Annotated in this window: 20 protein-coding genes and 3 pseudogenes; 13 read left to right on the plus strand and 10 right to left on the minus strand. The window is 69.4% G+C overall.

Features of this window, described 5'->3' with window-relative positions; all coding sequences use genetic code 11:
• The first annotated feature begins 131 nt into the window (after window positions 1–131).
• Window positions 132–1,238 carry an NAD(P)/FAD-dependent oxidoreductase gene (locus tag ACYVO6_RS11215; RefSeq protein ID WP_461059945.1) on the plus strand — a complete coding sequence of 369 codons (1,107 nt, stop codon included), beginning with the start codon at window positions 132–134 and terminating at the stop codon, window positions 1,236–1,238.
• A gap of 139 nt (window positions 1,239–1,377) precedes the next feature.
• On the opposite strand, the gene ACYVO6_RS11220 is transcribed toward ACYVO6_RS11215, so the two are convergent.
• Window positions 1,378–1,578 carry a dienelactone hydrolase family protein gene (locus ACYVO6_RS11220; protein ID WP_461060029.1) on the minus strand — a complete coding sequence of 67 codons (201 nt, stop codon included), beginning with the start codon at window positions 1,576–1,578 and terminating at the stop codon, window positions 1,378–1,380.
• 33 nt (window positions 1,579–1,611) lie between these two features.
• Window positions 1,612–2,160, minus strand: a pseudogene (locus ACYVO6_RS11225) (transposase); the annotation flags it as partial.
• A 471-nt stretch (window positions 2,161–2,631) separates the two neighbouring features.
• Here ACYVO6_RS11225 and ACYVO6_RS11230 point away from each other — a divergent pair.
• The 5 genes and pseudogenes from ACYVO6_RS11230 to ACYVO6_RS11250 form a co-directional block, all read left to right on the plus strand.
• Window positions 2,632–3,141 carry a hypothetical protein gene (locus ACYVO6_RS11230; protein WP_461059947.1) on the plus strand — a complete coding sequence of 170 codons (510 nt, stop codon included), beginning with the start codon at window positions 2,632–2,634 and terminating at the stop codon, window positions 3,139–3,141.
• A gap of 514 nt (window positions 3,142–3,655) precedes the next feature.
• On the plus strand, window positions 3,656–4,204 hold the full coding sequence (locus ACYVO6_RS11235; RefSeq protein WP_461059949.1) for an RNA polymerase sigma factor: 549 nt from the start codon (window positions 3,656–3,658) through the stop codon (window positions 4,202–4,204).
• Window positions 4,201–4,698: a transmembrane transport protein gene (locus ACYVO6_RS11240; protein WP_461059951.1), complete on the plus strand. Its 498-nt coding sequence runs from the start codon at window positions 4,201–4,203 to the stop codon at window positions 4,696–4,698. Before ACYVO6_RS11235 ends, ACYVO6_RS11240 begins: the two co-directional genes overlap by 4 nt.
• A 52-nt stretch (window positions 4,699–4,750) precedes the next feature.
• Window positions 4,751–4,888 (plus strand): hypothetical protein, encoded by a 138-nt coding sequence (locus tag ACYVO6_RS11245; protein WP_461059953.1) that lies wholly within the window; start codon window positions 4,751–4,753, stop codon window positions 4,886–4,888.
• Between the two features lie 224 nt (window positions 4,889–5,112).
• Window positions 5,113–5,661 (plus strand): annotated as a pseudogene (locus tag ACYVO6_RS11250) (NF041680 family putative transposase); the annotation flags it as partial.
• A 51-nt stretch (window positions 5,662–5,712) separates the two neighbouring features.
• Here the strand turns inward: ACYVO6_RS11250 and ACYVO6_RS11255 are convergent.
• The 4 genes from ACYVO6_RS11255 to ACYVO6_RS11270 form a co-directional block, all read right to left on the minus strand.
• Window positions 5,713–6,138, minus strand: a complete 426-nt coding sequence (locus tag ACYVO6_RS11255) for a nuclear transport factor 2 family protein (protein ID WP_461059955.1) — start codon at window positions 6,136–6,138, stop codon at window positions 5,713–5,715.
• Window positions 6,139–6,220: 82 nt separating this feature from the next.
• A complete protein-coding gene (locus ACYVO6_RS11260) occupies window positions 6,221–7,204 on the minus strand; it encodes an endonuclease/exonuclease/phosphatase family protein (protein ID WP_461059957.1) in 984 nt (327 codons plus the stop codon).
• A 246-nt stretch (window positions 7,205–7,450) separates the two neighbouring features.
• Window positions 7,451–8,182, minus strand: a complete 732-nt coding sequence (locus ACYVO6_RS11265; RefSeq protein WP_461059959.1) for an SDR family oxidoreductase — start codon at window positions 8,180–8,182, stop codon at window positions 7,451–7,453.
• Between the two features lie 196 nt (window positions 8,183–8,378).
• Window positions 8,379–11,195, minus strand: coding sequence for a helix-turn-helix transcriptional regulator (locus tag ACYVO6_RS11270; protein WP_461059961.1), 2,817 nt, complete (start codon window positions 11,193–11,195; stop codon window positions 8,379–8,381).
• 327 nt (window positions 11,196–11,522) lie between these two features.
• Here ACYVO6_RS11270 and ACYVO6_RS11275 point away from each other — a divergent pair, with 327 nt between their 5' ends.
• Entirely contained in the window at window positions 11,523–12,452 is a 930-nt protein-coding gene (locus ACYVO6_RS11275; protein WP_461059963.1) for a dihydrodipicolinate synthase family protein, read from the plus strand.
• 35 nt (window positions 12,453–12,487) lie between these two features.
• Here ACYVO6_RS11275 and ACYVO6_RS11280 read toward each other — a convergent pair whose 3' ends face one another.
• Both ACYVO6_RS11280 and ACYVO6_RS11285 read right to left on the minus strand, forming a co-directional pair.
• Complete coding sequence (locus ACYVO6_RS11280) at window positions 12,488–12,862, minus strand: hypothetical protein (protein ID WP_461059965.1); 375 nt, start codon at window positions 12,860–12,862, stop codon at window positions 12,488–12,490.
• A 143-nt stretch (window positions 12,863–13,005) separates the two neighbouring features.
• A complete protein-coding gene (locus ACYVO6_RS11285) occupies window positions 13,006–15,690 on the minus strand; it encodes a cellulosome protein (RefSeq protein ID WP_461059967.1) in 2,685 nt (894 codons plus the stop codon).
• Between the two features lie 528 nt (window positions 15,691–16,218).
• On the opposite strand from ACYVO6_RS11285, the gene ACYVO6_RS11290 reads away from it, so the two are divergent.
• From ACYVO6_RS11290 to ACYVO6_RS11315, 6 genes are all read left to right on the plus strand, one after another.
• Complete coding sequence (locus ACYVO6_RS11290; RefSeq protein WP_461059969.1) at window positions 16,219–17,262, plus strand: LacI family DNA-binding transcriptional regulator; 1,044 nt, start codon at window positions 16,219–16,221, stop codon at window positions 17,260–17,262.
• A 205-nt stretch (window positions 17,263–17,467) separates the two neighbouring features.
• The gene (locus ACYVO6_RS11295; protein ID WP_461059971.1) at window positions 17,468–18,712 is read left to right on the plus strand and encodes a sugar ABC transporter substrate-binding protein; all 1,245 of its coding nucleotides are present in this window, start codon (window positions 17,468–17,470) and stop codon (window positions 18,710–18,712) included.
• Window positions 18,713–18,732: 20 nt separating this feature from the next.
• Window positions 18,733–19,716, plus strand: a complete 984-nt coding sequence (locus ACYVO6_RS11300; RefSeq protein ID WP_461059973.1) for a carbohydrate ABC transporter permease — start codon at window positions 18,733–18,735, stop codon at window positions 19,714–19,716.
• On the plus strand, window positions 19,713–20,570 hold the full coding sequence (locus ACYVO6_RS11305) for a carbohydrate ABC transporter permease (protein WP_461059975.1): 858 nt from the start codon (window positions 19,713–19,715) through the stop codon (window positions 20,568–20,570). The genes ACYVO6_RS11300 and ACYVO6_RS11305 overlap by 4 nt, the downstream gene beginning before the upstream one ends.
• Before the next feature lie 61 nt (window positions 20,571–20,631).
• Window positions 20,632–22,389 (plus strand): amylo-alpha-1,6-glucosidase, encoded by a 1,758-nt coding sequence (locus tag ACYVO6_RS11310; protein ID WP_461059977.1) that lies wholly within the window; start codon window positions 20,632–20,634, stop codon window positions 22,387–22,389.
• 50 nt (window positions 22,390–22,439) lie between these two features.
• The gene (locus tag ACYVO6_RS11315) at window positions 22,440–24,332 is read left to right on the plus strand and encodes an RICIN domain-containing protein (protein ID WP_461059979.1); all 1,893 of its coding nucleotides are present in this window, start codon (window positions 22,440–22,442) and stop codon (window positions 24,330–24,332) included.
• Between the two features lie 162 nt (window positions 24,333–24,494).
• On the opposite strand, the gene ACYVO6_RS11320 is transcribed toward ACYVO6_RS11315, so the two are convergent.
• Both ACYVO6_RS11320 and ACYVO6_RS11325 read right to left on the minus strand, forming a co-directional pair.
• Entirely contained in the window at window positions 24,495–24,905 is a 411-nt protein-coding gene (locus ACYVO6_RS11320; protein ID WP_461060031.1) for a tetratricopeptide repeat protein, read from the minus strand.
• Window positions 24,866–26,152: pseudogene (locus tag ACYVO6_RS11325) on the minus strand (serine/threonine-protein kinase); the annotation flags it as partial. The gene ACYVO6_RS11320 and the pseudogene ACYVO6_RS11325, both read right to left, overlap by 40 nt.
• Between the last annotated feature and the right edge of the window lie 95 nt (window positions 26,153–26,247).

Below are 26,247 nucleotides of genomic sequence, written 5' to 3' on the forward strand. Positions count from 1 at the left end.
TCACAGAATTCACACAACACAAGCCCGCAACTTTAAGTTTCAAGTCATACGCTCGCCAGCAGTCGGGTGGCCGAAACACGGCGGCATGCGTCGCGGCCCTCGTTCCCCCCACAAGGCACAGGAGAGTTGACGTGCGGGACCGCGACGTAGTGGTGATCGGCGGCGGCTATGCGGGCGTCCGTCTGGCGAAACGGTTGGACGGGCAGGCGCGCGTCACGCTGGTGGACCGCAAGGAGGTCTTCTTCCACCGCGTCGCCTCCCTGCGCGCCGGCGTTGATCCGGAGTGGACGGGGGCGCCCTTCATTCCGTACGACCGGCTGCTCACCAACGGCCGGCTGGCCGTGGGCAAGGTGGTCCGCGTGGACACCGGCGAACGGCAGGTGGTGCTCGCCACCGGTGAACGGCTGCCGTACGACGTGGTGGTGATCGCCACCGGCGCCGACTATCCCGAACCGGCCCGTTTCACCGGCACCACCCCCGAGGAGGCGGCCAAGTCGTTCGCCGAACACCAGCACAACATCGCCACCGCCGAGCACACCCTCGTCGTCGGCGGCGGGCCCTCCGGCGTCGAACTCGCCGCCGAGATCCGGCTGGCCCGGCCGGACGCCCGGGTGACGCTCGCCCACTCCGGCCCTGCGCTGCTCCACTCCACGGGCAGTGCGCGGGCCGGGCGCAAGGCCCGCTCCTGGCTGGAGTCGCACGATGTGGAGGTACGGCTCGACTCCTTCATGTCGCCCGGCAACGACTTCGGCACCTATCGCGACGCCCGCGGCAACATCATCGACGCCGACCTCTCCTTCTGGACCACGGGCACGACCCCCAACACGCTCTGGCTGCGGCTGGCCGGGCACGGCGACTGGCTGAACGCGGCCGGACAGGTCAAGGTCGACAAGGCGCTCCGGGTCGAGGGGTGGAAGAACGTGTTCGCGGTCGGCGACGTGAACAACATCAGCGAGCTCAAGCTCACCCCCGCCGCGCTCGCCCAGGCGGACCTGGCCGCCCACAACATCCGTACGTACCTGCAGAGTTCGGGCAAGCACCGCAAGGAGCCCCGCTTCTACCGGCCGATCCACCGCACCCCGCTGATCGTGCCCTTCGGCCCGGCCGACGGGGTGACGATGCTGCCCGTACCGGGCGGCGAGACGGCGGTCCTCGGCGGCCGGACCAGCACCCTGGCCAAGGCGAAGAACCTCATGACTCCGTACATGCGACGGCAGTTGGGGTACACCGCGGCCTGAGAGGTGGTCAGCGAGGCAGGACCACGTCGTTGATCCCGAGTCGGGGACGCGGGCTTCGAGGTCGACGACACGCCGGTCTTGGAAGCGGAGGTTGGAGCGAGCTGCCTTTGGCCTTGGTAGTCCTCGCCGAAATGCCGGGCTATTTGATGCGGTCGAGGAAGTCCACCACTCGATCGGTGGCCTGCGTTGTGGCGTGTTCGTCGTGCGACGGCAGGCTGCTGTCGGTGAACAGGTGCCTGTCGCCGGGGTAGAGGAACAGTTCGGCATCCGCCGCCCTCTCGACGAGCGCCCGGCCTGCGTCCACGTCGCCCTCCCTGGCGAAGAACGGATCCGAGTCCATGCCGTGGACCTGGACCGGGACGTCGTCGGGCCAGAGGTCCTTGACCACGCGGCGGACCTGGTCGGCGGTGACCTCGGCGACGTCGTCGGTTGGCCCCAGCCGCAGTGCGTCCAGGATCTGGCACCAGGAGGTGCGGCCCGATTCCAGCGCAGCGACGAAGGAGTAGGGCCAGCCGGGGACGAACTGGTCCGAGGAGCGTCCGCTGCGGCCGTAGACGTGGCAGAACAAGCGGTCCGGGCTGGTCGGCGCGTCCGGCCGGAGCCAGTGGGTGACGTCCACCGCCAGGACCAGACGCCCGTCGGCGGCCTCGGGCTGCGGCAGCCCGGCCAGCACCTGCCGCAGCCGCGGCACATCGACGTTGCCGCTGTTCAGCGCGTCGTACATCGCGCCGTGCCCGCGCCGGTGCTCGGCCGTCAGTGTGAGGTCTACCGGCGTGGTCACCGGGCCGTCCGCGCACAGCAACGCGTCGGTCAGCTCGAACAGCGTGTCCCCACGCGCGGTCAGGCAATCGAAGAAGTCGTCTCGGAAGTGTGACGCCACCGCGAACGCTTCCCGCTGGACGTCGTGATGCAGCAGACTCATTCCCCCACGGCCTTCGTGCTGGTCAGGTGTCCCGCCTCGCAATCTTGCCTCTGTCTCACCTGACGCTCTCCAATCCGCTTGCGAGGGACAAGGTCAGGTGAGACGACGAGGGCCGGCGTGCCGCTCGGCAGCTCGGGGGAAAAGATCCACGCAACCGGGTGAATGCGCCGGAACCTGGCCACCCAACTCCCCAATGCCCCCTCGCCGATCCCCCACGCCATGAGGGGGACAGTGAGACCTTCCTGCCCCTCGCCAGGCAAGGACTGCACCAGCAGTAGCCACTCTTCGGCGGACGGCGCGGGCGTACAGCTCCCAGATCCCGCTTTCTGATGTTCTGACCGGGATGGTTGATTCACCTGTTTGACGGCGGTTGCGGTGTGTTTCAGGCCGAAGTCGCAGACGATCGCCGCAGAGGGGATCGACGTTCGTATCCCCCGTCCTGCTCTTCCGGTCGACCACGGGAGGAATCCGATGAAGCAGATCCACCCAGGATCTCTGCGCCGACTGGCGCTGGCGGTCGGGGCGATGCTCGCCCTGCTGCTAGCCAGCCTCATGGCGCCGACGTCCGCCGCGGCAGGCGGCGGGGACGGCGGCGCGGCGGACAAGCACGGCAAGACGCTGCAGGTCGTCCTCGTTCATCAAGAGCCGGTCTTCGGCGACCCGGCCAGCATGGACCCAGGCGATGTGCAGCTGTTCGAGGATCCAGCGGTGGTGAAGGGGAAGTCGGCCGGAGATTCGCTCACTCAGATCCAGTTCCTGGAGGGCGGCAGCTTCCTGCTGGACTGCACGGTCCGCCTGGAGGACAAGGGCAACCTTGTCTTCGCAGGCGGTGAGGAGGCCGCGAACCTCGAGACGAAAACGACCTTCGCCGTCGCCGGCGGCACGGGCACGTTCAGCGGCACCGGTGGGCACGTCGACATCACTCCGACGAAGTTCGAAGGAAAGGACGCGTCGCTGCTGACCTTCCATCTCGAGCACTGAACAGGGTCGAGGACTGGAAACGGAGCAGGAGCCACCGCGCCAGTCCCCGACCCCACTGAGAGGGTGCAGGGCACCGAAAAGCCCTTACCTGACAACACAAACTGAGACGACGGCCGCCATGCGCGCCTCACAGGCAAGGCAACCTGAGACACGGGCCTGCGTGCGCCTCACCGCTGATTGCATCCTCCCTGGTCACTGAACTGCCCATCGGCAAGACCGAATGAGACGGGACATCAGGTGCCCCTTTGGTCGGAGCACAGGATCAAACGGAGGCCGTGTTCACGTCCCCGGAATTCTCGTACGAGTGATCACGTTCGGGGCATCGTTCGAGGTCAGACCATAAAGAACAAGCTGAGCGCCTCAGTTGGCCATTGAGTGCTTCACTTGGCCACTCATGCCAGGAGGTCTTCGGCGTGGTGAACGGACGTCTGACCGGTCACTCAAGGGCCTGTGAACCTTTCTGGCCCGAATGCCGACTGTCTCGATGACACATGGTGCGAGACAGGGAGGTGCGGTGAGCGGCGACGGGCGACGCGATGGGCTGCTGGTGGTGCGCTGCCAGCTCGGGGAGCGGGACGCGCTCCGCGAGCTGGTGCGCGTCTGGCATGCCCCTTTGTGGCGCTACGTGCGGGGCATGGTCGGCTCGCCGCACCTCGCGGACGATCTTGCCCAGGAGGCGTGGGTCGCTGTGGTGCGCGGGCTGCCGCGGTTGCGGCAGCCGGAGCGGTTCGCCCCGTGGCTGTTCACCATCGCCCGGCGCACGGTCGCCGACCATCTGCGGCAGGCGTACCAGGCTCCGGAGACGTCCGTGGAGGAGGCGGGTGCCGTCGTCTATGACGACGACTCGCTCGGCGGCGTGCTGACCACGATGCAGGTCGAAGCCGGCCTTACCGGGCTGCCGCCCCTGGAGCGCGAGGTGCTGGTCCTGTTCCACCTGCAGGATCTGCCTCTGGCCGCCTGTGCGGAGGTGCTCGGCGTACCGCCCGGCACGGTCAAGAGCAGGCTGCACCGCGCGCGCCGCATGTTGCGGAGCAGCCTTGTCGAGAGGGGATACGAGGCATGAGCGAGCAGAACCCCGCAGCTCGGCGGGATGTACCCAAGGAGCTGGAGCGCGCACTGGCGGCGGAAGTCTCGCTGGCCTCCCGGATGCGCCACGTGGCCGTGGGACTCGCGGGAGGGTGCGCGGCGGCACTCATCGCGGTGCTGTGGGCCACCGAGCCGCACCCACTTCCTGCACGTACCCAGGCCGCCTTCGCCGGACTGATCGCCGTCGGGCTGGCCTGGGCCGCCTTCGCCGGCTGGGTCCTGAGCAGGCGTCGACCGCTGTTCGCCCGGGACCGGGTGCTGGGAGCACGGCTCGCGCTCGTGGTCACCGCGGTGACCGGCGTCGCCGGGACGGCACTGGCCGCGGCACGCGCCACCACGGCCGAGGCACTGGCCACTGCCCTGGTCGGTGTCGTCCTCATCGCCGCCGCAGGACTCGTCCTGGTCCGGGCGCAGTCCCGCCGCCGCGAACTGCTGCGACTGCGGGACGCCCTGCAACAAGACGTCTCCTGAACCCCCGAATGCATCCGGTCCGGATTCATCCAGCTCATCAAGGAGAACTGCCATGAACAACAAGATCACTCCTGTCGGCCCGCTGGCCCTTGCTCTACGCCTCCGCGGTGCAAGCAAGCGCACAATCTTCCTGGTTACGGCACTGGCGTGCACAGCGCTGCTGATCGGAATCGGCCTGCTATTGACCTGAGCCTGCGACCAGGCCCACGCTCCGGCCCCCAGATGCCACCGTCATTGGCCCCTGCGCGCCGCTGAGCACCAAAGTGGCCAAGTGAAGCAACTCAATGGCCAGCTGAAGCGCTCAGTCACAGGTCGGCGTACGGAAGTTCACCGGGAAACTCCATGATTCTGCGCGGGACCTTCACTCGGTTGGAGCCACGTTTCAGCAGGTCACAGCATTCCGTCGGTTGCCCGACCACCCGTTCCGCGTGGATCGACCACACCGGCGAACTCCCCGTCATCGAGGGCACGTTGATCCGCCTCCAGGTCGACCACCTGCCCGGCGGCGGAGACCCGCTACCCGTGTGGCTGTAGTCATCCGCCACCGGTCTGACCGGCGAGGACGTCGACGTCCGCCGGCAGGCGTTCCTGAGGAGATTCGACCTGGAACACACCTTCCGCATGATCAAACAGACCCTGGGCTGGACCCGCCCGAAGATCCGCACCCCCGAGGCCGGAGACCGCTGGACGTGGCTGATCATCGCCGCCCACACCCAGCTCCGCCTCCTCCGCCAGGCCGCTGCCGACCTCCGCCGCCCCTGGGAGAAGCCCGCTGAGCCCGGCCGCCTCACCCCGGCCCGCGTCCGCCGGGGGTTCAGAAACCTCCGCCCACACCTGCACTGTCCGGCCCGTGCGCCGAAACCCTCAACTCCCGGCCCTGGACGGCCACTTGGCTCAAAGAACCGGCGGCCCGCCACCCGCTACGACGTGGGCAAGACCGTGAAACGACCCGAGAGCATCACCGAACGAAACCTACTCAGACCATAAAAGACAAGCTGAGCACCGCCCACGTCGTCAGGGGGTGCACGCCGCCGCGATCGACACGCTGTTCTCGTACAGGTGGTGGCGGGTGATCCGGCCGCTCTCGACGGTGAGGCGCAGCGCGAAGGGGCCCGCGAAGGGCTTGCCCGTCGCGCGGACGGTCCCCGAGAGGTGCCCCATCAGGACGGCGTCGGTGCCGTCGACGAGGAAAGTGTCGACGGACGCGCGGGCGTCCTCGGACACGGTGTGCTCGGCCAACTCCGTGGACTGGCCGGCGCATTCGGCAGCGGTGGAGCGGGGCCGGATCCAGGGGACCACGGGATTCTCGGCGAGCAGCCAGTCGACTTCGTCGGCGAAGAGTGTGGTGAGCCCCTCGGTGTCTCCGGCGAGGCGGAGGGCGAGGAACTTCTGGACGGTGGCTCGGGTGGCGTCCGCGGTGGTGGTGGGCGTTGGCGTCATGGGACACAGCCTGCCGGGGCGCCGACGGAGCGTCGATTACGTCGGAGGTAAGGGCGGAACGGGGCGGTGGGTTCGGTAGTACCTAACCAAGACGTACGCGGCCGACGACCGGCAAGTGGTCGCTCCCGGTCGCGTCCAGGGTCGAGACCTCGGCCACCACGACACCCCTGCCGAGTACGTGGTCGATCCGCGCCACCGGCAGGGAAGCCGGCCAGCTGAACGCGAACCCTTTGGCGGGAGCGGAGAGTTGGGACGTGAGCGGGTCGAGTCCCCGGTCCTGCACGGTGCCGTTGAGGTCGCCGACGACCAGGAGCCGGTCGGCCGGGTCGTCCGCGATCCGTGCCCCGAGCAGGGCCGCGCTCTCGTCGCGGGCCGCCGACGCCATGCCGGTCGCGCCGAGGCGGATCGACGGCAGATGGACCACGTACACCGCGGTCTCTCCCTCGGGCGCGGCGACCGTGGCCCGCAGACCGCGTTGCCAACTGTCCGGGAAGCCCGCGGGCCGGATGTCCACGGCTTGCACGTCCGATAGGGGGTACGCGGACCAGAGCGCGACCGTGCCGTGGAGTGCCCGGTGGGGGTGGGAGGCGCCCAGGACGCCCTCGTACGTGGGAGCCGCCGCGGGCGTCAGCTCCTGCACGGCCACGAGGTCGCCCCGCGCGCCGAGCAGCGCCCGTGCGGTGGTGGAGTGGTCGGAGTTGTCGTCGGCCACGTTGTGCTGGACGACGGTCAGGTCGTACGAGTCCGGGGACGAGCCGAACCACAGCCCGCCGAACAGCCAGAGCCAGGCGAACACGGGCGGCAGACAGGCGAGCAGCCCCACCGCCGACCGCTTGAGCAGAGCGAGGCAGCCCAGGAGGGGCACGGCCACGCCCAGCCACGGCAGAAACGTCTCCAGGGTGCTCCCGAGACGCCCGACCCGGTTGGGCACGGCGGAGTGCAGAACCAGCAGCCCGGTGACGTCGAGGGCGCACACGACGAGCCCGTACTCCCACCGCCGCCCGCTTCGCCGCTCTCCCCGTACGACTCGCTCTCCTCGTACGCCTCGCAGCACTCGTACGACCACATGCCCTCCTCGCTCGGCCGGAGGACGCGTATCACCGCTGAGCGGTTCCTCCCGTATGCAGCTTCCGGTAGAGGGTCGGGGTCAGGTTCGTCGCCTGGAGCCTGACGGGCTGCCCGCCACGGACGCGCGGCGGCGCCGTGCGTGCCCGCGGGCGGATGACCAGGAGGACCACGGAGGCGTGACCGAAGTCCTGCCGAGTAGCGGGGCAGTCGTGGGCTGCCCCGCCGTGAGGACTGCCGGACTGGTTCAGGAGAGCCAGTCGGCGTAGTGGGTGGGGGCGATGTGGGCGTCCTGCCTGGCGATGAGGACGTCACCGTGGACGGCGGCGAACATGCCGGCGGTGTCGTCGGTGGTGACCGTACGGCCGTCGGGGTGGGCGGCCAGGGTGATCCTGCCGAGTTCGTCGAGGGGGAAGACGTCAGGCCCTGCGATGTTGCGGATGCCCTGCAAGGGGGCGCCCGCGGCGACTTCGGCGACCGCGTCGGAGACATCCTGGGCGGCGATCGGCTGGAGCGGAGTGGTGGGCAGGCGGACGGTGTCGCCGTCGGTGGTCCAGGACAGGACCGCGTTCATGAACTCCATGAACTGGGTGGCACGGACGATCGAGTAGGGGACCGGTCCGGCCTTGAGGATGTCCTCCTGGAGCGCCTTGGCCCGGTAGTAGTCCAGCTCGGGTACCTGGTCCACGCCGACGATCGAGAGGATGACGAAGTGGCCGACACCGCTCTTCTGGGCAGCGGTGAGGAGGTTGTCCATGGAGGTCTGGAAGAAGGCCGGGGAAGCTTCGTCGAAGGTCGGGGAGTTCGTCAGGTTGATGACGACGTCGGCGTCGGCCATTGCCTTCTCCAGGCCCTGTCCCGTGAGTACGTCGACTCCGGTGGACTGCGAGTGCGGCACCGCCTCGTGCCCGGCGGCATTGAGCTTCTTCACGACCTGCGAGCCGATCAGCCCCGTACCGCCCATGACTGCGAACTTCATGATGTGTCCTCCACTGATGCCACTGGTGTGATGCCACTGGTGCGCGACGGTCTTTGCGCCCGGCCACCAACGTCGCACCCGGGCAGTACCGGTCGCATCCGTGGAACACCCCAGTCGAGCCCCTGGCCGACGCGGCCACAGCCCGAGGCACCGGGCAGGGCCGGACCCGCATGCACTCCTCCGGCCGGTGGGCCCGCTACGCCTGCGAGACCGCCCGTTCCGAGGCTTCCGAGGTTCGCAGGGCAACGCGGAGCTGTCTGCGGGAGCTGATGCCGAGCTTCGTGAGCACCTTGCCCATGTGGTACTCGACGGTTCGGGGGCTGATGAAGAGCTGGCTGCCGATCTCCGGGTTGGTGTGGCCCTCGGCACCGAGCCGGGCGATCTGTGCTTCCTGAGCGGTCAGTACCTCGCGCGTGCTGACCGTGCTGACCGTGCGTTTGCGTACGGTCTCTCCGGTGGCGAGCAGCTCGCGGCGGGCGCGCTCGGCGAACGCGTCGGCTCCGATACGGCTGAGCATCTGGTGGGCGGTACGCAGTTGCTCGCGGGCGTCCAGGCGTCGGTTCTCGCGCCGCAGCCACTCGCCGTACACCAGGTGGGCGCGGGCGAGGTGAACGGCGATCCGGGTGCGCCCCAGACGCTCGATCGCCTCGCGGTAGAGGTACTCGGCAGTGTCGCCGTCGCTCAGCAGCGCGCTCGACCGGGCCTGGATGCCGAGCGCCCAGTCCGTGCCCGCCGCTCGTGTGCGTTCGTCGAGCTGCCGCAGGGCGACAGTGGCCTCCTCTTGGGCGCCGCTTCGGGCGGCCGCCTCGACGAGCTCGGCGAGGGACCAGCCGAAGAACCCCAAGTCCTCGTGCCCGCAAGCGTGTTGGGCACCGGCGAGGGCAGCCTCGTAACGGCCGAGACCGTTGTACAGCACCGCCGTCACGTACCCGGCCATGCCGAGCACCCTGCCCTCGCCCCTGACGGTCGCCTCCCGGACGTCGGCCTCGATCAGCTCCAACGCCGGGACCTCCTCGCCGCGCCAGGCCACGAGCACCAGCGAGGTGTACCTCACGCGCGCGTTGCCGGTCGCCGCCGTGATCGCGTCGGCCTCTTCGATCAGCGCCGACGCGGTGGCGAACTCCCCGGCGTGCAGATGCACGCCCGCGCGGTAGACGAGCGCCGTGGGAAGAACGGTGAGCGTGCCGGCCTCGCGGGCGAGCCGGACCGCGCGCGTGGCCAGCTCGTCCCACAGTTCGCCGTCCCACAGCTCGTGGGCGGCCGTTTCCTGTGCGACAGGGCACAGCCCGAGCCAGCGCCTGACGTCGTCCTCATCGCGTAGAGCCTCGGCCCGGAACGCGTGCAGCGCGCGCCGCAGCGGCGGTACGCCTGCCACGCAGCCCTCGGTGAACCGCGTCGCCACGCCATCCAGGAGGAGGTCGATCGGCCGGGGCGGCTGCGGCCCCGGGGACGCGGCACGAGCGGCCTCCGCCACCTCCCGCACCCCTTGGCGGCCGCTGAGCCGGCCGGCGAAGACCGCCGCTCCGAGCGCTTCGAGGTACGTCTCACGTGCCAGCCCGCGGTCCAGGGGTTCGAGCCGCTTGGCGGCATCGAGCAGCAACGGCGGGGCGTCACTCCCACGGCTGCGGGCGAACACGATCTGGGCACGCAGCCGCGCCAGCCGTGCACGCTGAAGCTCGTCCAACGGGCCCAGCTCCGCCGTTGCGAGGAGCTCGTACGCCACATCGGGCGCGGCGGCCTCGAACTTGGCCTGCGCGGCGGCCAGCGCCCGCGCTCCGCGCCGGGCCGGATCGGGGGTCAACTCGGTCGCCCGCTCCAAGAACGCTGCCGCCGCCGCGACTCCGCCGCGGCCCTGTGCCCGGTCGGCCGACCGCTCCAGCTCGCCGGCGACCGCCTCGTCGGGCCCGACGGCCGCGTGGGCTCGATGCCACGCCCGGCGATCGGGATCCGATCGAGGATCGGTCGCCTCGGCCAGTACGCGATGTACCTCCTGCCGCTCGGGCACGCCCGCCGCCCGGTAGGCCGCCGAGCGCACCAGCGGATGACGGAAACGCACCCGGGCACCGAACTCGATCAGCCCCGCGCTCTCGGCCGGGGCCGCCGCGTCGGCTTTGATCCCGAGCCGCTCGGCGGCCCGCCACAACAAGGTCACATCGCCCACCGGCTCGGCCGCCGCTGTCAGCAGAAGTCGTCGCGTGTCCACCGGGAGCGGCTGAATCCGCCGCAGGAAGCTCTGCTCGATCCGGCTCGCCAGCGGCCGCGCGTCGGGAAGCCCGAACCCGCCCGCAAGCTCCGCCGCGGTCAGACTGCGGGGCAACTCCAGCAAGGCGAGCGGGTTACCGTGCGTCTCGGCGACGATCCGGTCTCGTACGCGTTCGTCCAGCCGCCCGGGAATCGCCGAGTCCAGCAGTGCGTGGGCATCGTCCACACTGAGCCCTTTGACCACCAGCTCCGGAAGCCCCGCCAACTCCTGCTCCTGCACCTGCTCCTCGCTGGGCTCGCGCACCGCGAACACCAAGGCGACCGATTCCGCCAGGAGGCGGCGCGCCACGAACGCGAGTACCTGAGCCGACGCCCGATCGAGCCACTGTGCGTCGTCGACCAGGCACACCAACGGCTGCTCCTCGGCCGCCCCGGACAGCAGACCGAGGACGGCCAGCCCCACCAGAAAGCGGTCCGGCGTCCCCCCGGCGCTCAGCCCGAACGCCGTACCCAGCGCATCGCCCTGCGGGCCCGGCAGGTGTTCCAGGCGATCCAGCATCGGCGCGCACAGCTGATGCAGACCGGCGAACGCGAGCTCCATCTCGGACTCGACACCCGCCGCTCGTACGATGCGACACCTCGACGCCCTGACCACCAGGTAATCGAGCAACGCGGTCTTGCCGATCCCCGAGGCGCCCCGCAGCACCAGCACCCGACTTCGCCCCGCTCGCACATCCTCCAACAGCCGATCAAGCGCTTCGCACTCGCTGCGCCGACCGCGCAATCCCCGGTCAGCTGTGCCATTGGGCATGCCCACCGCCAAGGCTTCAGGAGGAACTGTCCGAGAAACGGTATAGGAAGCCACAAGCAACCGCTCGGCGTTGACGGCGGACTTACGCGGCGAACGAACTCCCCGCACGGCACACCTCGCGAAAGCCCGAGGCTAGGTTCTGTCTCCCCGATCTTCGCGGATCAGCGCGCGGCGTCTGGTGCGGTGCATCGGCGTGCGGCCGCATCGCCCTCGTACTGGACGTACTTGGGTGATGCGGCCGTGCGGCGAGGTGCCGTGCCAGGCGTCGTGCGCCCGCGAAGATCGGGGAGACAGGGCCTAAACTCGCCCCGTCCGGAGGGAGCCCTGATGAAGCCATTGGCCGCGGACCAGGTCACCGGAGTGTGGGGCACGCTCCTGCTCCCCGTCGAAGGGCGGGGCGACATCGTCTGGGACCGGCTGGCGGGCCAGCTCGACGTGCTGCTGACCAGCGGCGTCGACGGCATCTACGCCCACGGCACAGCGGGCGAGTTCCACACCCTCGACGAAGCCGAGTTCGACCGGGTGAACGCGGTGCTGGCGGGGCGGTGCGAGGCAGCCGGGTTGCCGTACCAGATCGGTGCCTCGCATCCCGCCGCGCCGACGATGCTCGATCGCATCCGGCGCGCGGCTGCGCTGCGACCGGGCGCCATCCAGGTGATCCTGCCGGACTGGGTCCCACTGCGCGACGACGAGGTCGTGCGATTCCTGGTCGGTGCCGCCGAGACCGCCGGCGACGTGCCGCTGGTGCTCTACAACCCGCCGCACGCCAAGACCCAGGTGCCGCCGCCGCTCCTCGGACGGGTGGCCGCCGAGGTTCTCCAGCTCGTCGGGGTCAAGATGGCCGGTGGCGACGCCGCCTGGTACGCGGCCATGGCGGACGCCGTGCCCCAGTTGTCGATCTTCGTGCCCGGCCACCTGCTGGCCTCCGGGCTGGCCCGCGGCGCGCACGGCAGCTACTCCAACGTCGCAGCCATGTCGCCCCGCGGCGCGGTCGCGTGGTACCGGCTGATGACGACGGATCCGGCTGCGGCCGCCGACGTGGAGCGGCGCATCGGTGAGTTCTTCGTCCGGCACGTCGCGCCGTTGCAGGCCCGCGGGCTGTCCAACCCGGCGTTGGACAAGTTCCTGGCCACCGTCGGCGGCTGGGCAGACATCGGCGTGACGCTGCGCTGGCCGGCATCGTCGGCGCCCGTCGACGCGGTCGAACCGGCCCGCGCCGACGCCCACCGGCTGCTGCCCGAGCTCTTCCCGGCGTAGCCCCTGCCTACGGCCCTCGCAGACCCGACCGGCACTCAGCGCTGAAGCCGCGAAGGCAGCGCCACCCAGCGACGCGGGGCGCGGCGGTCTGCCGCTTGCCGGCCGTCGCTGATCCGCAGGCCGGCCCGCAGCCCGGACTGCCGGCGCGAGTCCGCGCTCTGCCAGCGGGTCTTGCGGAAGACCGACAGATGCAAGGTGGCCGCACGCGGCCACAGCGACCACCCCGTCAGCAGCACCCGGGTGTGCGGACCGGCCCCGGCCACCCCGAGCTGCGACAGCAGCGCCGGCGCAAACCTGTCGACGGGCGGCGCGTACTTCCCGTCGTCCTCTCCCGGCGGTCCCAGCCGGACCAACACGGCCCGCTCAGCGGCCGGCTCCTCCGGCAGTACCAGATCATCGAAGAATCCCATGCGCCGATCGTGGCAGAGAGGCCTGACAATGCCTCAGCCTCTACGGCCTCCACGGCTCAGCTCGGCACACCAGGCCGCCGGCCCGGGGGAGCGGACCGGCGTCCTGGTGGACTGCGAGGTGCCCGGAGGGCTGTTTCGGAAGCCTATTTCTCCGTCAGCGGGGTGACGGCGATCCGGTCGATCACCGGTGCGTACGGGGATCGCTGGTCGTACTGGTTGTAGGTGGTGCCGTCGAAGTCGGGGAGTTCCTCCGCCGTGAAACTGATCCGGTTCGTTCCCTCCTTCAGCGTCACCGGGACCGTCAGTTCCCGGAAGTCGTTGAAGTGGAAGGTGGTCGGGAACAACACCCTGTGCGCCGCCTCGCCGTTCACCGAGAGGTCGGCGTGGCGGGCGATCGGGTCGGGGTTGTAGTGGGTGGCGGGTGCCTGTTCGGCGTTGGAGTAGCGGATGGTCACCGCGTGCCGCCCGGCCCGCTCGGCGTCGACGTCGACGGTGAGGGCGTTCGCCTTTCCGTCGCCGATGTCGGTGACCGCCTTGCCGCCCGTGGCGAAGGTGTACGCCTCTGTGACCTTGGCGGCGCCGCTCAACGTGCCGTCCTCGGCCTGGTACACCTTCGTCACCAGGTTGCCGCTCGACGGGGTGACCCGCAGCCGGTCGACGATCAGTTCCTTCTTGGTGCCGGTGACGGTGATCTTGTTGATGCCGCCGGACAGGAACACCCGCGTGACGTCCGTGCCCTTCTTACCGGCTCCCACCCTGGGGATGTCGAGCTTCTCGCCGTTGAGGGACACCTTCGCCCTGCCGCCGCCGAGGTGGTCGAGGGACACCGTCGCCTCGCCGTCGGCGGGGGAGTGGACCCAGAAGGTCGCGGAGGCTCCCTTGGGCAGCGGCACCGCGCCCGGGCCCGAGGCGCCGGGGTGGGTGTAGCCGGGCAGGGTGCCCGTGAGGGTGGCGTACTCGGCCTCGTAGATCGCCGGCCGGGTCACGTTCTCGTCACGCAGTGACAGGTCGATCTTGTCGATGATCGCGTCGCCCTTGGTGACGCCGAGGTCCGGGTCCTGCGCGGCGAGCGTGATCTTGTGCTTGCCGGCGGTCAGCTTCACCGTGGTGTCGGTGTGGCCCCACACCACCCACTTGTAGCCGAGCGGCAGACGCAGCTCCTGCGGGTCCTTGCCGTCGACGCGCAGGAAGACGTTGGTCGGGCCCTGCTCCTTCACCCGGTCGAACAGGTTGTAGGAGTTGGCGAAGACACTCAGGTCGTACGTGCCGTCCTTCGGCACCTCCACGTCGAAGGCGAGCACCCCGTCGGAGCCGGTGCGCAGGCCGCCGACGTTGTAGTTGCCGCTGGTCGCGAACTTGCCGACGTTGGAGGGCGTGCCCTCGGGACCGTTCTTGGAGTAGCCGCCGCCGGTGTAGGTGGCGTTCTCCGCCTCGTAGGACTTCCGCCAGCTGACGGAGGGATCGGCAGGCTCCCCGCCGTTCCCTCCTGGGGAGAGGATGACCTGGTAGGCGGACATCTCGTTCATGCCGGTCATCGGGAGCGTGACCGTGCCGTCCTCGCCGACCGTGACCTCCTGGTCAGCGAGCCGCAGCGGCTGGGCCGAGTCACCGACCTGGCCGGTCCACGGGATCTCCTGCACGGTGGCGCGCACCGCCGTGCCGAGCAGCTTCGGGTCGATGTTCTTGAAGACGATGTCCGCGTCACCGCTCTTGCCGCCGAAGATCGCCCGGGACTGCTTCTTGTCCTCGTCCAGCGTGGCGACGCCCTGGAGCGTGTACTGCTGGTTGGGGTGCGGGGCGGTCACTTCCACCGTGTGGCCCGACATCTGGCCGTACGCGTTGAACAGCCACCACTGGCCGTTGCCCTTGTTGGCCTCCACGGCCGAGTCGTTGAGGTTGCCGTCGATGTTCCAGTACGCGAGGTCGGCGTCGATCTTCGACTCCTCGATCGCCGAGACCCACTGGATGACCTGGCCGGGCACGGAGAGGTGGTAGTTGTGCCCGTACTCGTTGACGTTGATGGGCAGCGGGCCGATCCCGATCTCACGTTCCCACTGCCGGTACTTCGCGACGCTCGTACGGACCGCGGCCGGGCTGGACAGCTCGTGCCAGGTCATCACGTCGGGGACGACGTCATTGGCCTTGGCGTACTGCAGGAAGCCCTTGATCTCGTTGTAGAGGACGGAGGTGTTCGGGCCCGCGATGCGCGCGTCCGGGTCCAGGTCCTTGATGAGGTGGTAGGCCTCCTTCCAGGCCTCGAAGTAGGGCTGCGGGTTCGTGCGCCAGGAGACCCCGTTGTAGCTCCACTTGCCGGTGCCGAACATGTTCCCTTCGGGCTCGTTGAAGGGGACGTAGACGACGTTGTCCTTGTAGTCGCCCATGGTGAGGACCTGCTGGACCTGCTTCTTGAGCTTCTCCTTGAAGTCGGCGAGCCGCGCGGGACCGTCCGCGCCCGGCCACTGGTACGGGAAGCCGCGGTAGATGTCGGTCATGTAGATGTAGACGTCCTTGCCGCCCGAGTCCACGAACGGCGGCAGGATCTCCAGCGCGTCCGCCCCGGGGTGCTGCGGACCGTCCTGCGCCTTGGTGGACACCGTGCGGACGTGCATGCCCTCGATGAGGTTGCGGCTGGGCGCTCCGTCGCCGTAGATCCCGTACAGGCTGCCGCTGGCGCCGCCGTGGAAGGCACCGGTGTCGGTGGCGAGGTCGATCACCAGTTTCTCCGGCTCCGCCGCGTCGGCCTCTCCGGCGGCGGACATGCCAAGTGTGGAGGCGATGACCGCCGCCGCGATGGCAACGGCTCCCGCCGTTCTTCTTCTGGGTCGCAAGGGGATCTCCGTGGCTTCGTAGAGGAGTGAGGCGTCAGGCGCACGGCGATGCCGTACGAGTGGGCGTACGGGAACCGTGTGCCGCCGTGGGCCCGGTGCCGGCGTAGGGGGAATCCGTGCCGCGACGGATCCCTGTGCTCATCGATGGGTCGAACCGGTTCGAACGCCAACCGGATCGGGAAGCTAGCACCGAGGAAAACCAGCCAGCAATACCCGCGACACGGAAACCTGCGGCGCGTCGACCCGCCGCCCGGTGTGAGTCAAGTCGCGAGATCCTTATATCCGCAGGTGGCAGGCGGCATTCGGAGCTGCGGACGGGGGGAGATGCCGACCCGGCGAGGTTTCGTGACAGTTACGGGAAGTGCGGAGAGGCATTGACACCTCCGTGGCTTGTACTTACCTTCACTTCACGCGAACCGGTTCGACACCCGGTCGCCATCGGTATAAAGCCCTCAGCGCCAGCGGCCGACCTCGGTCTCCTTTCCCGAGATCGTCGAACCGGTTCGAGCAGTTCGAGCAAGGAGTCCCGTGAACATTGGTGAGATCGCCAAGCGGGCAGGTGTCTCGCGCAGCACCGTGTCGTACGTGCTGAGCGGCAAACGGCCGGTGTCGGACGGCACCCGCCAGAAGATCCAGCGGGTCATCGACGAGCTGGGCTACCAGCCCAACGCGAGTGCGCGCGCCCTGGCCAACGGCCGGACCAACACCATCGGTCTGGTCTTCCCGCCGGCCGGTAACCACTACACCGGCATGCAGCTCGATTTCATCGGCAATGTCGTCGAGGCCGCCGCGGCCAAGGACTACGACGTGCTGCTCTCTCCCAGCGGTATGGACAGTGACCGCTCGTTCCAGCGGCTCCTGGGTGAGCGTCGGGTCGACGGCGCGATCCTGATGGAACTCCGGCTCCAGGACGACAGGTTCGACCACCTCAACTCGGTGGGCCTCCCCGCCGTCGCCATCGGCCGCACGGCACATCCGGAGAACGGCTGGTGGGTCGGCCTGGACCACACCGCTCTGGCGGAGGCCTGCGTCCACCACCTCGCCGACCTCGGGCACCGCACGATCGCCTTCGTCAACCGGCCCGAACAGCTCCTGCGAGCCGGGTACGAATCCGCTCACCGTGGGCTCGAAGGTTTCACCAAGGCCGCGGCGGAGCGCGGAGTCACCAGCCGTACGTACTGCTGCGGGGATGACGCATCCTCCGGCCAGGCATGTCTGGAGCGGATCCTGCACGACGAGCCGGCCACCACGGCGCTGGTCACGCTGAACGAGGCCGCGCTGGGCGGCCTCTACCGGGGACTGGCCAAAGCCGGCCGCCATGTGCCGCGCGACTTCTCCGTCACCGGGGTCGTCGCCAGCCGGTGGGCGGAGACGGTGACCCCGCAGCTCACGGCCGCGGACGTCCCCGCGGAACAGATGGGCCGCCTCGCCGTCGACCTGCTGGTCGAGCGGCTCGACCATCCCGAAGCACCGGCCCGGCACCACCTGCTCGCGCCGCCGATCTCACTGCGTGCCAGCACCGGGCCCGCAAGCACCGGGCCCGCAAGCACCGGGCCCGCAAGCACCGGGTGACCCGGCGACGTACGGGCTGAATCCGGCTCCGGCATGAACCCTGACGCCCGCCCCTGTAACCAGTAGCACCCTCCGCGTCCCGCCCACCCTTCCCCTCGCACGCCCTGAACTGCCTTACCGAACCGCCTTATCGGCCGATCGGCCGATTGAAGCCCCTCATCACCCTCCCTGGCACCCCCATGCCAAAAACCAGAGGAACAGCCCCATGAACAGATCCACCGGACGCCGTCTCGCCGCCGCGGCCATGACCGTCGTCGCCCTCACCGCCTCCACCGCCGCATGCTCCTCCGGCGACGGCAACACGTCCGCGGAGTCGGCGGACGGCGGTACGTACACCGTCTGGGACCCGTACCCGCAGTTCGACAAGAGCTCGGCGTGGGCGAAGCTGCTCGACAGCTGCGGTACCGAAGCCGATGTGAAGATCAAGCGGACGGCGTACGACACCAGCGATCTGACGAACAAGGCGCTGCTGGCGGCGCAGCAGGACAACTCCGCCGACGTGCTCATCGTCGACAACCCCGTGGTGTCGACCCTCGCCGAGGGCGGGGTGCTGACCACGACCGACGACAACAAGCTGGACACCTCGAACGTGGACCCGAACCTCCTCGCGGCCGGTCAGACGGACGGGAAGACGTACGGCACGCCGATCGGCGCCAACACCCTGGCGCTGTACTACAACAAGGAGGTCCTCGAGGCCGCGGGCGTGGACATCGCCTCGGTGAAGGACTGGGCCTCGCTGACGGCGGCGCTGGCGAAGGTCGACAAGGCGGGCAAGAAGGGCATCACCTTCTCCGCGATCGGCACGGAGGAGGGCAGCTTCCAGTTCCTGCCGTGGTTCTGGGGCTCCGGCGCGAAGCTGACCGAACTCGACTCGGCCGAGGGCGTCTCGGCGCTGAAGCTGTGGAGCGACTGGCTGAAGAAGGGCTACGCCCCCAACTCGGTGATCAACAACACCCAGACCACCAGCTGGCAGGAGTTCGCGAGCGGCGACTACGCGTTCGCGGAGAACGGCACCTGGCAGCTCGCGGGCGCCGAGAAGGCCGGCTTCGAGTACGGGGTCATCCCCGTCCCGGGCGCCAAGGGAGGCAGCGCCGCCGCCCCGACCGGCGGGGAGTTCGTCACCATCCCGGTGCAGGGCGAGACCGGCCGCTACGCCACCTCGCAGAAGCTTGTGGCCTGCCTGACCAACTCGCAGAACCTGCTCGACACCGACACCACGCTGTCGTACGTCGCGCCCACCGGCGAGGTGCAGGACAAGCAGGTCGCGGCCGACTCCAAGCTGGAGCCCTGGGTGGACGCCGTCAAGGCCGCCAAGGGACGTACCAGTGACGACCTCGGCACCAAGTACCCCAAGATCTCTGAGCAGATGTGGAAGGCGGTCCAGTCCGCCCTGAGCGGGTCACAGTCGCCGAAGGACGCGCTCACCGCGGCGCAGGACGCCGTCAAGTAACCGGAACCCGGGGCCCGTTGATGAACCGCACGACACAGCTGCCGGACCGTCGGACCGCGCATGACCGGAAGGGGGCGGCCGCCGCCGCCCCGCCCCCGCCGCGCAGGGCGCCACGGCGCCGTGCCACCTCCCAGCAGTGGGCCGCCTGGGGATTCCTCGCCCCGGTGACCCTCTACCTCATCCTCTTCTACGCCTATCCGCTCTACCGCAACGTCGACCTGAGCCTCCGTAACTACACGGTTCGCTCCTTCGTCCAGGGCGATGCGCCCTTCACGGGCCTGGAGAACTACCTGACGGTCTTCGACGACCCGACGTTCGGCCCCGCACTGCTGCATACCGTGGTGTTCACGGTGGTGTCGCTGGTCTTCCAGTACGCCATCGGCCTGGCCCTCGCGGTCTTCTTCACCCAGCACTTCCGGCTCTCCGCGACGCTGCGTGCCCTGTTCCTGGTGCCGTGGCTGCTGCCGCTGATCGTGTCGGCCTCCACCTGGTCGTGGATGCTCAACAGCGACTCCGGTGTCGTCAACGCCGCCCTGCACGCCGTCGGGATCGACGCGGTGAACTGGCTGACCTCACCGTCCTGGTCGCTGACCTCCGTGATCCTCGCGAACGTCTGGATCGGCGTCCCCTTCAACCTGGTGGTGCTCTACAGCGGTCTGCAGTCCATCCCCGCCAGCCTGTACGAGGCGGCGGCTCTCGACGGCGCGAACGCCTGGCAGCGGTTCTGGCGCATCACCTTCCCGCTGCTGCGCCCGGTGTCCGCCATCACCCTGCTGCTGGGTCTGGTCTACACGCTCAAGGTCTTCGACATCATCTGGATCATGACCAAGGGCGGCCCGGCCGACTCGTCCACCACCTTCGCCACCTGGTCCTACCAGCTCGGCTTCGGCAACCTGCTCCCCGCCTTCGGCCCCGGTGCGGCCGTCGGCAACCTGCTCGTCGTCGCCGCCCTGGTCTTCGGCCTGGTGTATCTGAGGGTCCAGCGAAAGCAGTACGCCTCATGACCACCGTGACCACACCACGACCGCGCCCCCGTCCGCGCCGGGGCCGGACCACCTGGTGGCAGACGGCGACGGGCCTCGCGCTCACGGCCGTCATGCTCTTTCCGGTCTACTGGATGCTGAACGTGTCCTTCACCCGCGACCAGGACATGCGCAAGTCGCCACCCGACTGGTTTCCCGTGCACGGCACGCTGGACGGTTACCGTGCCGTCCTCGACCAGCAACTTCCCTATCTCGCCACGAGTTTGGTCATCGGCCTGGGCACGGTCGTGCTGACCGTGGCGCTGGCCGCGCCCGCCGGCTACGCCCTGGCCAAGCTGCGCCCACGCGGCGGCGGAGTGCTCAGCTTCCTCTTCCTGGTCGCCCAGATGATCCCCGGCATCATCATGGCGATGGGCTTCTACGCCATCTACCTCAGCCTCGGCCTGCTCCAGTCGGTCCCCGGCCTGATCGTCGCGGACTCCACCCTGGCCGTCCCCTTCGCCGTGCTCATCTTCACCGCGTTCATGTCCGGCATCCCCCGTGAACTGCTTCAGGCCGCGCAGATGGACGGAGCCGGGCCCCTGCGCACCTTCCGGTCGGTCGTCCTGCCGATGAGCCGCAACTCGGTCGTCACGGTGTCGCTGTTCGCGTTCCTGTGGTCCTGGTCCGACTTCATCTTCGCCAGCACCCTGGTCAACGGCGGCGCCAACGAGCCGATCACCCTCGGCATCTACCAGTACATCGGCAACAACAACCAGGAGTGGAACGCCATCATGGCCACCGCCGTCGTGGCCTCGCTGCCCGCCGCCGTGATCCTCGTCCTCGCCCAGCGCTACGTCGCCGCAGGCGTGACCGCCGGGGCCGTCAAGGACTGACCTCCTCCCCGGCCACCGCACACCTCTCCACCCCCACCGCTGAAGAAACGAGTAACCCCTCATGACCGCGGCCCGATCCGGACCGGCCTTCTCCATCCGTGACATTCCGTTCAGCACGTACGGATCCTGGTTCGACATCTCGCCCGTGGTGGCGGAGAAGACGTACGCCGAGGACCTTCACCTGGTCTCGCACCAGAACGGCATGCACGCGGTCCTGCGTCTGGTCCCCCTCGACGTGGCGACGGGCGACCGGGCCGAGACCCGAGTCGAGACGACACCGGGTCTGCTCAGATGGACCGATGCGGACGGGCACATCGAGCTCGCCTACGAGACACCGGACACCATCCGCCTGCGCGGTGAAGGGCTGGACCTGCGTGTCACCGCGGCGGCGAAGACCCTGACCCCGTTCAGCGGCAGCTACTTCTACCGCGACCCGGTGGACGGTGCGTACATGCTCACCTCGTACGAGACCGGTCGCCGCTACCGGATCACCGTGCTGTCCGGCGCCGTGGCCGACTCGTCCGGCACAGAGGCCCTCGGCAGCGGTGACCGCGGTATCACCGTCACCGCGGACGCCGACGGGGCCTGGGAGATCGCCGTCGAGGAGCTGGACTCGGCGCGGCGGCCTTTCACCTCCTCGGCGACGTTCGACCAGGTCGTGGCGGCAGCGCAGCGCTCGTTCGCCGAGTTCGCCGACGTGGTGGCCCCCTGGCGTTCGTCCGGCACGCCGGCCGCCGAACTCGCCGCCTACGTGGTGTGGTCCGCGACCGTGCGTCCGGCGGGCCTGGTCACCCGGCCCGCGGTGCTGATGTCCAAGCACTGGATGGACAAGATCTGGAGCTGGGACCACTGCTTCAACGCCCTTGCCCTGGCCCCCGGTTCACCTGACCTGGCCTGGGACCAGTTCTCGCTGCCCTTCGACCACCAGGACGACAGCGGGGCGCTGCCCGACTCGGTCACCCACTCCGAGGTCCTCTACAACTTCGTCAAACCGCCCATCCACGGCTGGACCCTGGGCCATCTGCGCCGACGCCTTCCCGAACCCCTCGACCAGGCGGAACTGGCCGAGACGTACCACAGGCTGAGCCGCTGGACCGACTTCTGGCTCACCGCCCGGCGGGCACCCGGCGCCGCCCTGCCGCACTACCAGCACGGCAACGACAGCGGCTGGGACAACGCCACGACCTTCGATCCCCAGCGGGTGATCGTCACCGCCGACCTGGCCGCCTTCCTCATCCTCCAGCTGCGTGAACTCGCCGCTCTGGCCATCGAGTTGGGGCGCTCCGACGAGGCCCGGCAGTGGACGAGCACGGCTGAGGCGACCCAGGCCGCGATGCTCGACCAGCTCTGGACCGGCGACCGGTTCGTCGCCCGCGCAGTCCACAGCGGGGACACCTGGAGCACCTCCAGCCTGCTCGACCTGATGCCCATCGCGCTGGGCGAGCACCTGCCGGAGGAGGTCAGCAGCGTGCTGGCCGAACGTATCGAGGCACACCTGACCGCGTTCGGCCTGGCCACCGAACTGCCCACCTCACCGCACTACTTGGCCGACGGCTACTGGCGCGGCCCGATCTGGGCCCCCGCCACCGTTCTCGTCGAGGACGGCCTGCGCCGCGCCGGCCACGAGCGTCTGGCGGACGAGATCAGCGCCCGCTTCCGTGCCCTGTGCGAGACCAACGGCTTCGCCGAGAACTTCGACGCCCTGACCGGTACGGGCCTGCGCGACCGCGCCTACACCTGGACCGCCAGCAGCTACCTCCTCCTCGCCGAGGCCCACGAACTCCGCCGCACCGCGAACGCCGCGCCGACCGGCGGATGAGACCACCTGGGCGCCCCGCCCAGGCAGCACTCCCCCCAGGAGACCCGCACATGTACACACCCCGCATCCTTCCCCCGCCAAGACGCACCGCCAGAACAGGCAGCGCCAGAACCGGCACTGCGGGAGGCCGTCGCCTCCGCGCCTCCACCGCGCTCGCCGCACTGTTCGCGTCGCTCGCCGCCGTCGCCCTCCCCGGCACCGCGGCGCAGGCCGCCGACACCACGGTCACCGTTGACTTCGCTACGGCCGGGGGCGCCCCCGCCTACGGTGCCTCGGGCACGATCTACGGGATGACCGAGGACGGTTCGCTGCCCCAGGACCACTTCTACGACGACATCAAGTGGCAGTTCATGCGGGCCGGCGGTGCCCAGCTGGACAACCCCGGCGGCTGGGTCGCAGGCAAGTACGACCGCCGCTGGAACTCCACCCGCGTCCAGTACCAGCGCACCAAGGAGCTGGGCGGGACCTTCGTCATCCTGCCGCACGACCTGTGGGGCGCCGACGGGACCACCAGCCCCACCTTCCCCGGTGACAACGGCGACTGGTCCCGCTTCGACGCCTTCTACGACCGCCTCATCGCCGACGTACAGGCTGCCGGCATGACCGACGTCCAGTGGGACATCTGGAACGAACCCGACTGGACTCCCTTCTGGGAACGGTCCCAGGCCCAGTACCTGGAGATGTGGAAGCGCGCCTACCAGCGGATCCGGTCCGCCATCCCGGGCGCGGTCGTCGTCGGCCCCAGCAGCGCCTTCAAGCCCGCCTCGAACGGCTCCACCTGGTGGAACACGTACCTGGACTACGTGAAGGCGAACAACGTCGAGCCGGACATCTACAGCTGGCACGACCTGCCGGGTGACCCGGTCGCCGATGCCAACGCCGTGAGATCGAAGCTGTCGGCGCGGTCGATGACGACGAGCCGTCCGTTCCAGGTCAACGAGTACGCCAGCACCAGCGAGCAGAACCCCGGTCGTGGCGGTTGGTACATCTCGCGTCTGGAACGGGCGGGGGCGGACGGCCTGCGCGCGAACTGGGCCTCCGCCGGCAACCTGCACGACTTCCAGGCGAAGCTGCTGACCAAGACCGGCAGTCAGTACCTGCCGCTGGGGGAGTGGTTCCTCTACCGCTACTACGGTTCGCAGACCGGCAACATCGTCAAGGTCACGCAGGGCACCGGCACCGACGCCCTGGCCACCAAGGACAACACCGCCAAGAACGCGAAGATCCTGCTCGGCAGCAACGGCAACACCGGCAACATCACCGTCGGCCTCGACCGCCTGGACACCACCGGCGTCGTGGAGAACGGCCGCGTCCGTGCGGTCGTGCAGCGCGTCCCGAACAACGGCGGCGCCGCCGTGACCGGACCCGTCACCGTCTCCGATCAGACCCTGACCGTCAGCGGCAACTCCGCTTCGGTCACCGTGCCCTGGACGGACGCCAGGGACGGCTACACCGTCACCCTGCTCCCGCCGTCCAACACCACGATCTCCACGGTCGCGGTCGCCCAGCACAGCAACCAGTGCCTGGACGACACCAACCGGTCCACGGCCAACGGCACGCAGTACCAGCAGTACCACTGTGAGGGCGGCTACCAGCAGATGTTCGACTTCAAGCCGGTCGCCGGCCGGGCGAACACCTACACGGTGGTCAACCAGCACAGCGGCAAGTGCCTGGACGTCTCGGGACGCTCCACGGCCGACGGTGCCGCCGTCATCCAGTACACCTGCAACGGCGCCACCAACCAGATGTTCACCCTCAACGCCGTCACCGCGCTGGGTAACAGCAAGGACTACCAGCTGGCCGCGGTGCACAGCGGCAAGTGCGTCGACGTCAGCGAGATCTCGACGGCACCCGGCGCGAAGATCCACCAGTGGACCTGCGACCCGGCGAGCGCGCTGAACACCAAGAGGAACCAGATCTGGCGCCTGCTCGGCAAGAGCTGAGGCCGGCCGGCACATCCGACGGGGTCTCCCGGCTGTCGCCGGGAGACCCCGTTCGTGTCAGGCCGCGTCACCTAAGGTTCGCTCACCTTGTGCTGTCCGGCACTTATGGGCAGTTGGAGGCGTTCGCGGAGCCGGAGTGAGAAGTAGCGCCCTGATACGAGGTCAACTGCCTCGGGCCCCCTCTCCGACATTCCGGGCGTGGGCGCTGCGGGCGCGCAGCGTGGCGGGGTGGTCGGGTCCCAGGACGCGTACGTAGTCCGTGATGACCTCGGTCAGCAGACGTGCCGCCCTCCCGCGTTCCCCCGTCTCTCCCACATTCCAGGCGTGGTTGTGGCGGGCGCGCAGCGTGTCGGGGTGGTCGGGTCCCAGGACGCGCAAGTAGTCTGCGGCGACGTCAGCGAGCAGACGTGCCGCCTTCCTACGGTCCCCGCCTCTCCGACATTCCGGCCGTGGTTGTGGCGGGCGCGCAGTGTCTCGGGGTGGTCGGGTCCCAGGGCACGTACGTGGTCTGCGGCGACCTCGGTCAGCAGACGTGCCGCCTCCCCGCGTTCCCCCGTCTCTCCCACATTCCAGGCGTGGTTGTGGCGGGCGCGCAGTGTCTCGGGGTGGTCGGGTCCCAGGACACGCAAGTGGTCCGCGGCCAGGTCAGCCTGCAGACGTGCCGCCTCCTCGTGTTTCCCCGCCTCTCCGAGGTAGTAGGCGTGGTCGCTGCGGGCAAGCAACGTCTCGGGGTGGTCGGGCCCCAGGACACGCGCCCGGTCGGCGGCGACCTCGGCCAGCAGACGTGCCGCCTCCAGAGGGCCGGCGGTTTGGCTCGTACGTTGTGCCTGCTCGTGGCGGCTTGCCAGGTCTTCTTGCTCTGGTTCGGCCGCGGTGGACCCGGTGTGGGGTGGAGTGGGGCTGGTGTCGCCTTCCGCGGTCCGCAAGGTGGCGGATGTGGCAGGTGTGGCTCGTGTGTGGATGAGGGTGGTCACAGCCTGGGGCCATGGCGGGGTGTTGGGGAAGTCGTCGGGCGGGTCCCAGTGGGAGGTGATCTCTTCGAGGAGTTGCGCGGGAGTGGGTCGGTCGGCGGGGTTCTTGGCCAGGCACGCGGCGACCAGAGCGCGTACCGGGCCATGCAGCCCGTTCAGCCGCGGTTCGCTGGTGACGACGCGGTGAAGGACCGCCAGAGGCGGGCCCTGGCCGAAGGGCTCGTCGGCGCTGGCGGCGAAGGCGAGCACCGCCCCCAGGGCGAAGACGTCGCTGGCCGTACCCACCTGGTCGTCCTGGGCTTGTTCCGGGGACATGAAGCCCGGCGTGCCCACCATCATGCCGGTCCCGGTCAGCGCGGTGCCGTCCATCGCCCGAGCGATCCCGAAGTCGATCACCCGCGGGCCGTCCGCGGCCAGCAGCACGTTCGAGGGTTTCAGATCACGGTGGAGCAGGTCCTCGGCGTGGATGGCCTGTAACGCCTCGACCAGCCCGGCCGCGAGCGGCCACACGGAGTCTTCCGGCAACGGCCCGGCCTTGGCCACGGCCTCGGCCAGGGTCGGCCCGGGAACATAGACTGTCGCGATCCATGGCGGATCATCGTCCGGACCGGCTCCCACCACCGGCGCGGTGAACGCGCCACTGACAGCCCGCACGGCTGTGACCTCCCGCCGGAAACGACGCCGGAACTCCGCCTGCCGCGCCAGATGCGGATGCACCACCTTCAGCGCCACCGCCCGCCCACCCGGCGACCGGCCCAGAAAAACCGCCCCCATCCCCCCTGCGCCGAGCCGGCCACGCAACACGAAATCACTCACCCGCACCGGATCCCCAGCCGCCAGCGGCTCCATTCCGCCCCCCTCTCCCACCGGAACACATACCGACTCCTACCGGAACACATCCCGACCGACCACCCACTCGACACCTACCCAACGACCAGCCCATT

This window comes from Streptomyces pseudoechinosporeus, from assembly GCF_054783935.1.

Bases quoted from the DNA above. Each gene is read 5' to 3' on its own strand.
- ACYVO6_RS11310 (WP_461059977.1), top strand. From the start codon at position 20,632: ATGACCGCGGCCCGATCCGGACCGGCCTTCTCCATCCGTGACATTCCG.
- ACYVO6_RS11295 (WP_461059971.1), top strand. From the start codon at position 17,468: ATGAACAGATCCACCGGACGCCGTCTCGCCGCCGCGGCCATGACCGTC.
- ACYVO6_RS11230 (WP_461059947.1), top strand. From the start codon at position 2,632: ATGAAGCAGATCCACCCAGGATCTCTGCGCCGACTGGCGCTGGCGGTC.
- ACYVO6_RS11245 (WP_461059953.1), top strand. From the start codon at position 4,751: ATGAACAACAAGATCACTCCTGTCGGCCCGCTGGCCCTTGCTCTACGC.
- ACYVO6_RS11275 (WP_461059963.1), top strand. From the start codon at position 11,523: ATGAAGCCATTGGCCGCGGACCAGGTCACCGGAGTGTGGGGCACGCTC.
- ACYVO6_RS11220 (WP_461060029.1), bottom strand. From the start codon at position 1,578: ATGGACTCGGATCCGTTCTTCGCCAGGGAGGGCGACGTGGACGCAGGC.
- ACYVO6_RS11315 (WP_461059979.1), top strand. From the start codon at position 22,440: ATGTACACACCCCGCATCCTTCCCCCGCCAAGACGCACCGCCAGAACA.
- ACYVO6_RS11270 (WP_461059961.1), bottom strand. From the start codon at position 11,195: ATGCCCAATGGCACAGCTGACCGGGGATTGCGCGGTCGGCGCAGCGAG.
- ACYVO6_RS11265 (WP_461059959.1), bottom strand. From the start codon at position 8,182: ATGAAGTTCGCAGTCATGGGCGGTACGGGGCTGATCGGCTCGCAGGTC.
- ACYVO6_RS11240 (WP_461059951.1), top strand. From the start codon at position 4,201: ATGAGCGAGCAGAACCCCGCAGCTCGGCGGGATGTACCCAAGGAGCTG.
- ACYVO6_RS11300 (WP_461059973.1), top strand. From the start codon at position 18,733: ATGAACCGCACGACACAGCTGCCGGACCGTCGGACCGCGCATGACCGG.
- ACYVO6_RS11280 (WP_461059965.1), bottom strand. From the start codon at position 12,862: ATGGGATTCTTCGATGATCTGGTACTGCCGGAGGAGCCGGCCGCTGAG.
- ACYVO6_RS11305 (WP_461059975.1), top strand. From the start codon at position 19,713: ATGACCACCGTGACCACACCACGACCGCGCCCCCGTCCGCGCCGGGGC.
- ACYVO6_RS11255 (WP_461059955.1), bottom strand. From the start codon at position 6,138: ATGACGCCAACGCCCACCACCACCGCGGACGCCACCCGAGCCACCGTC.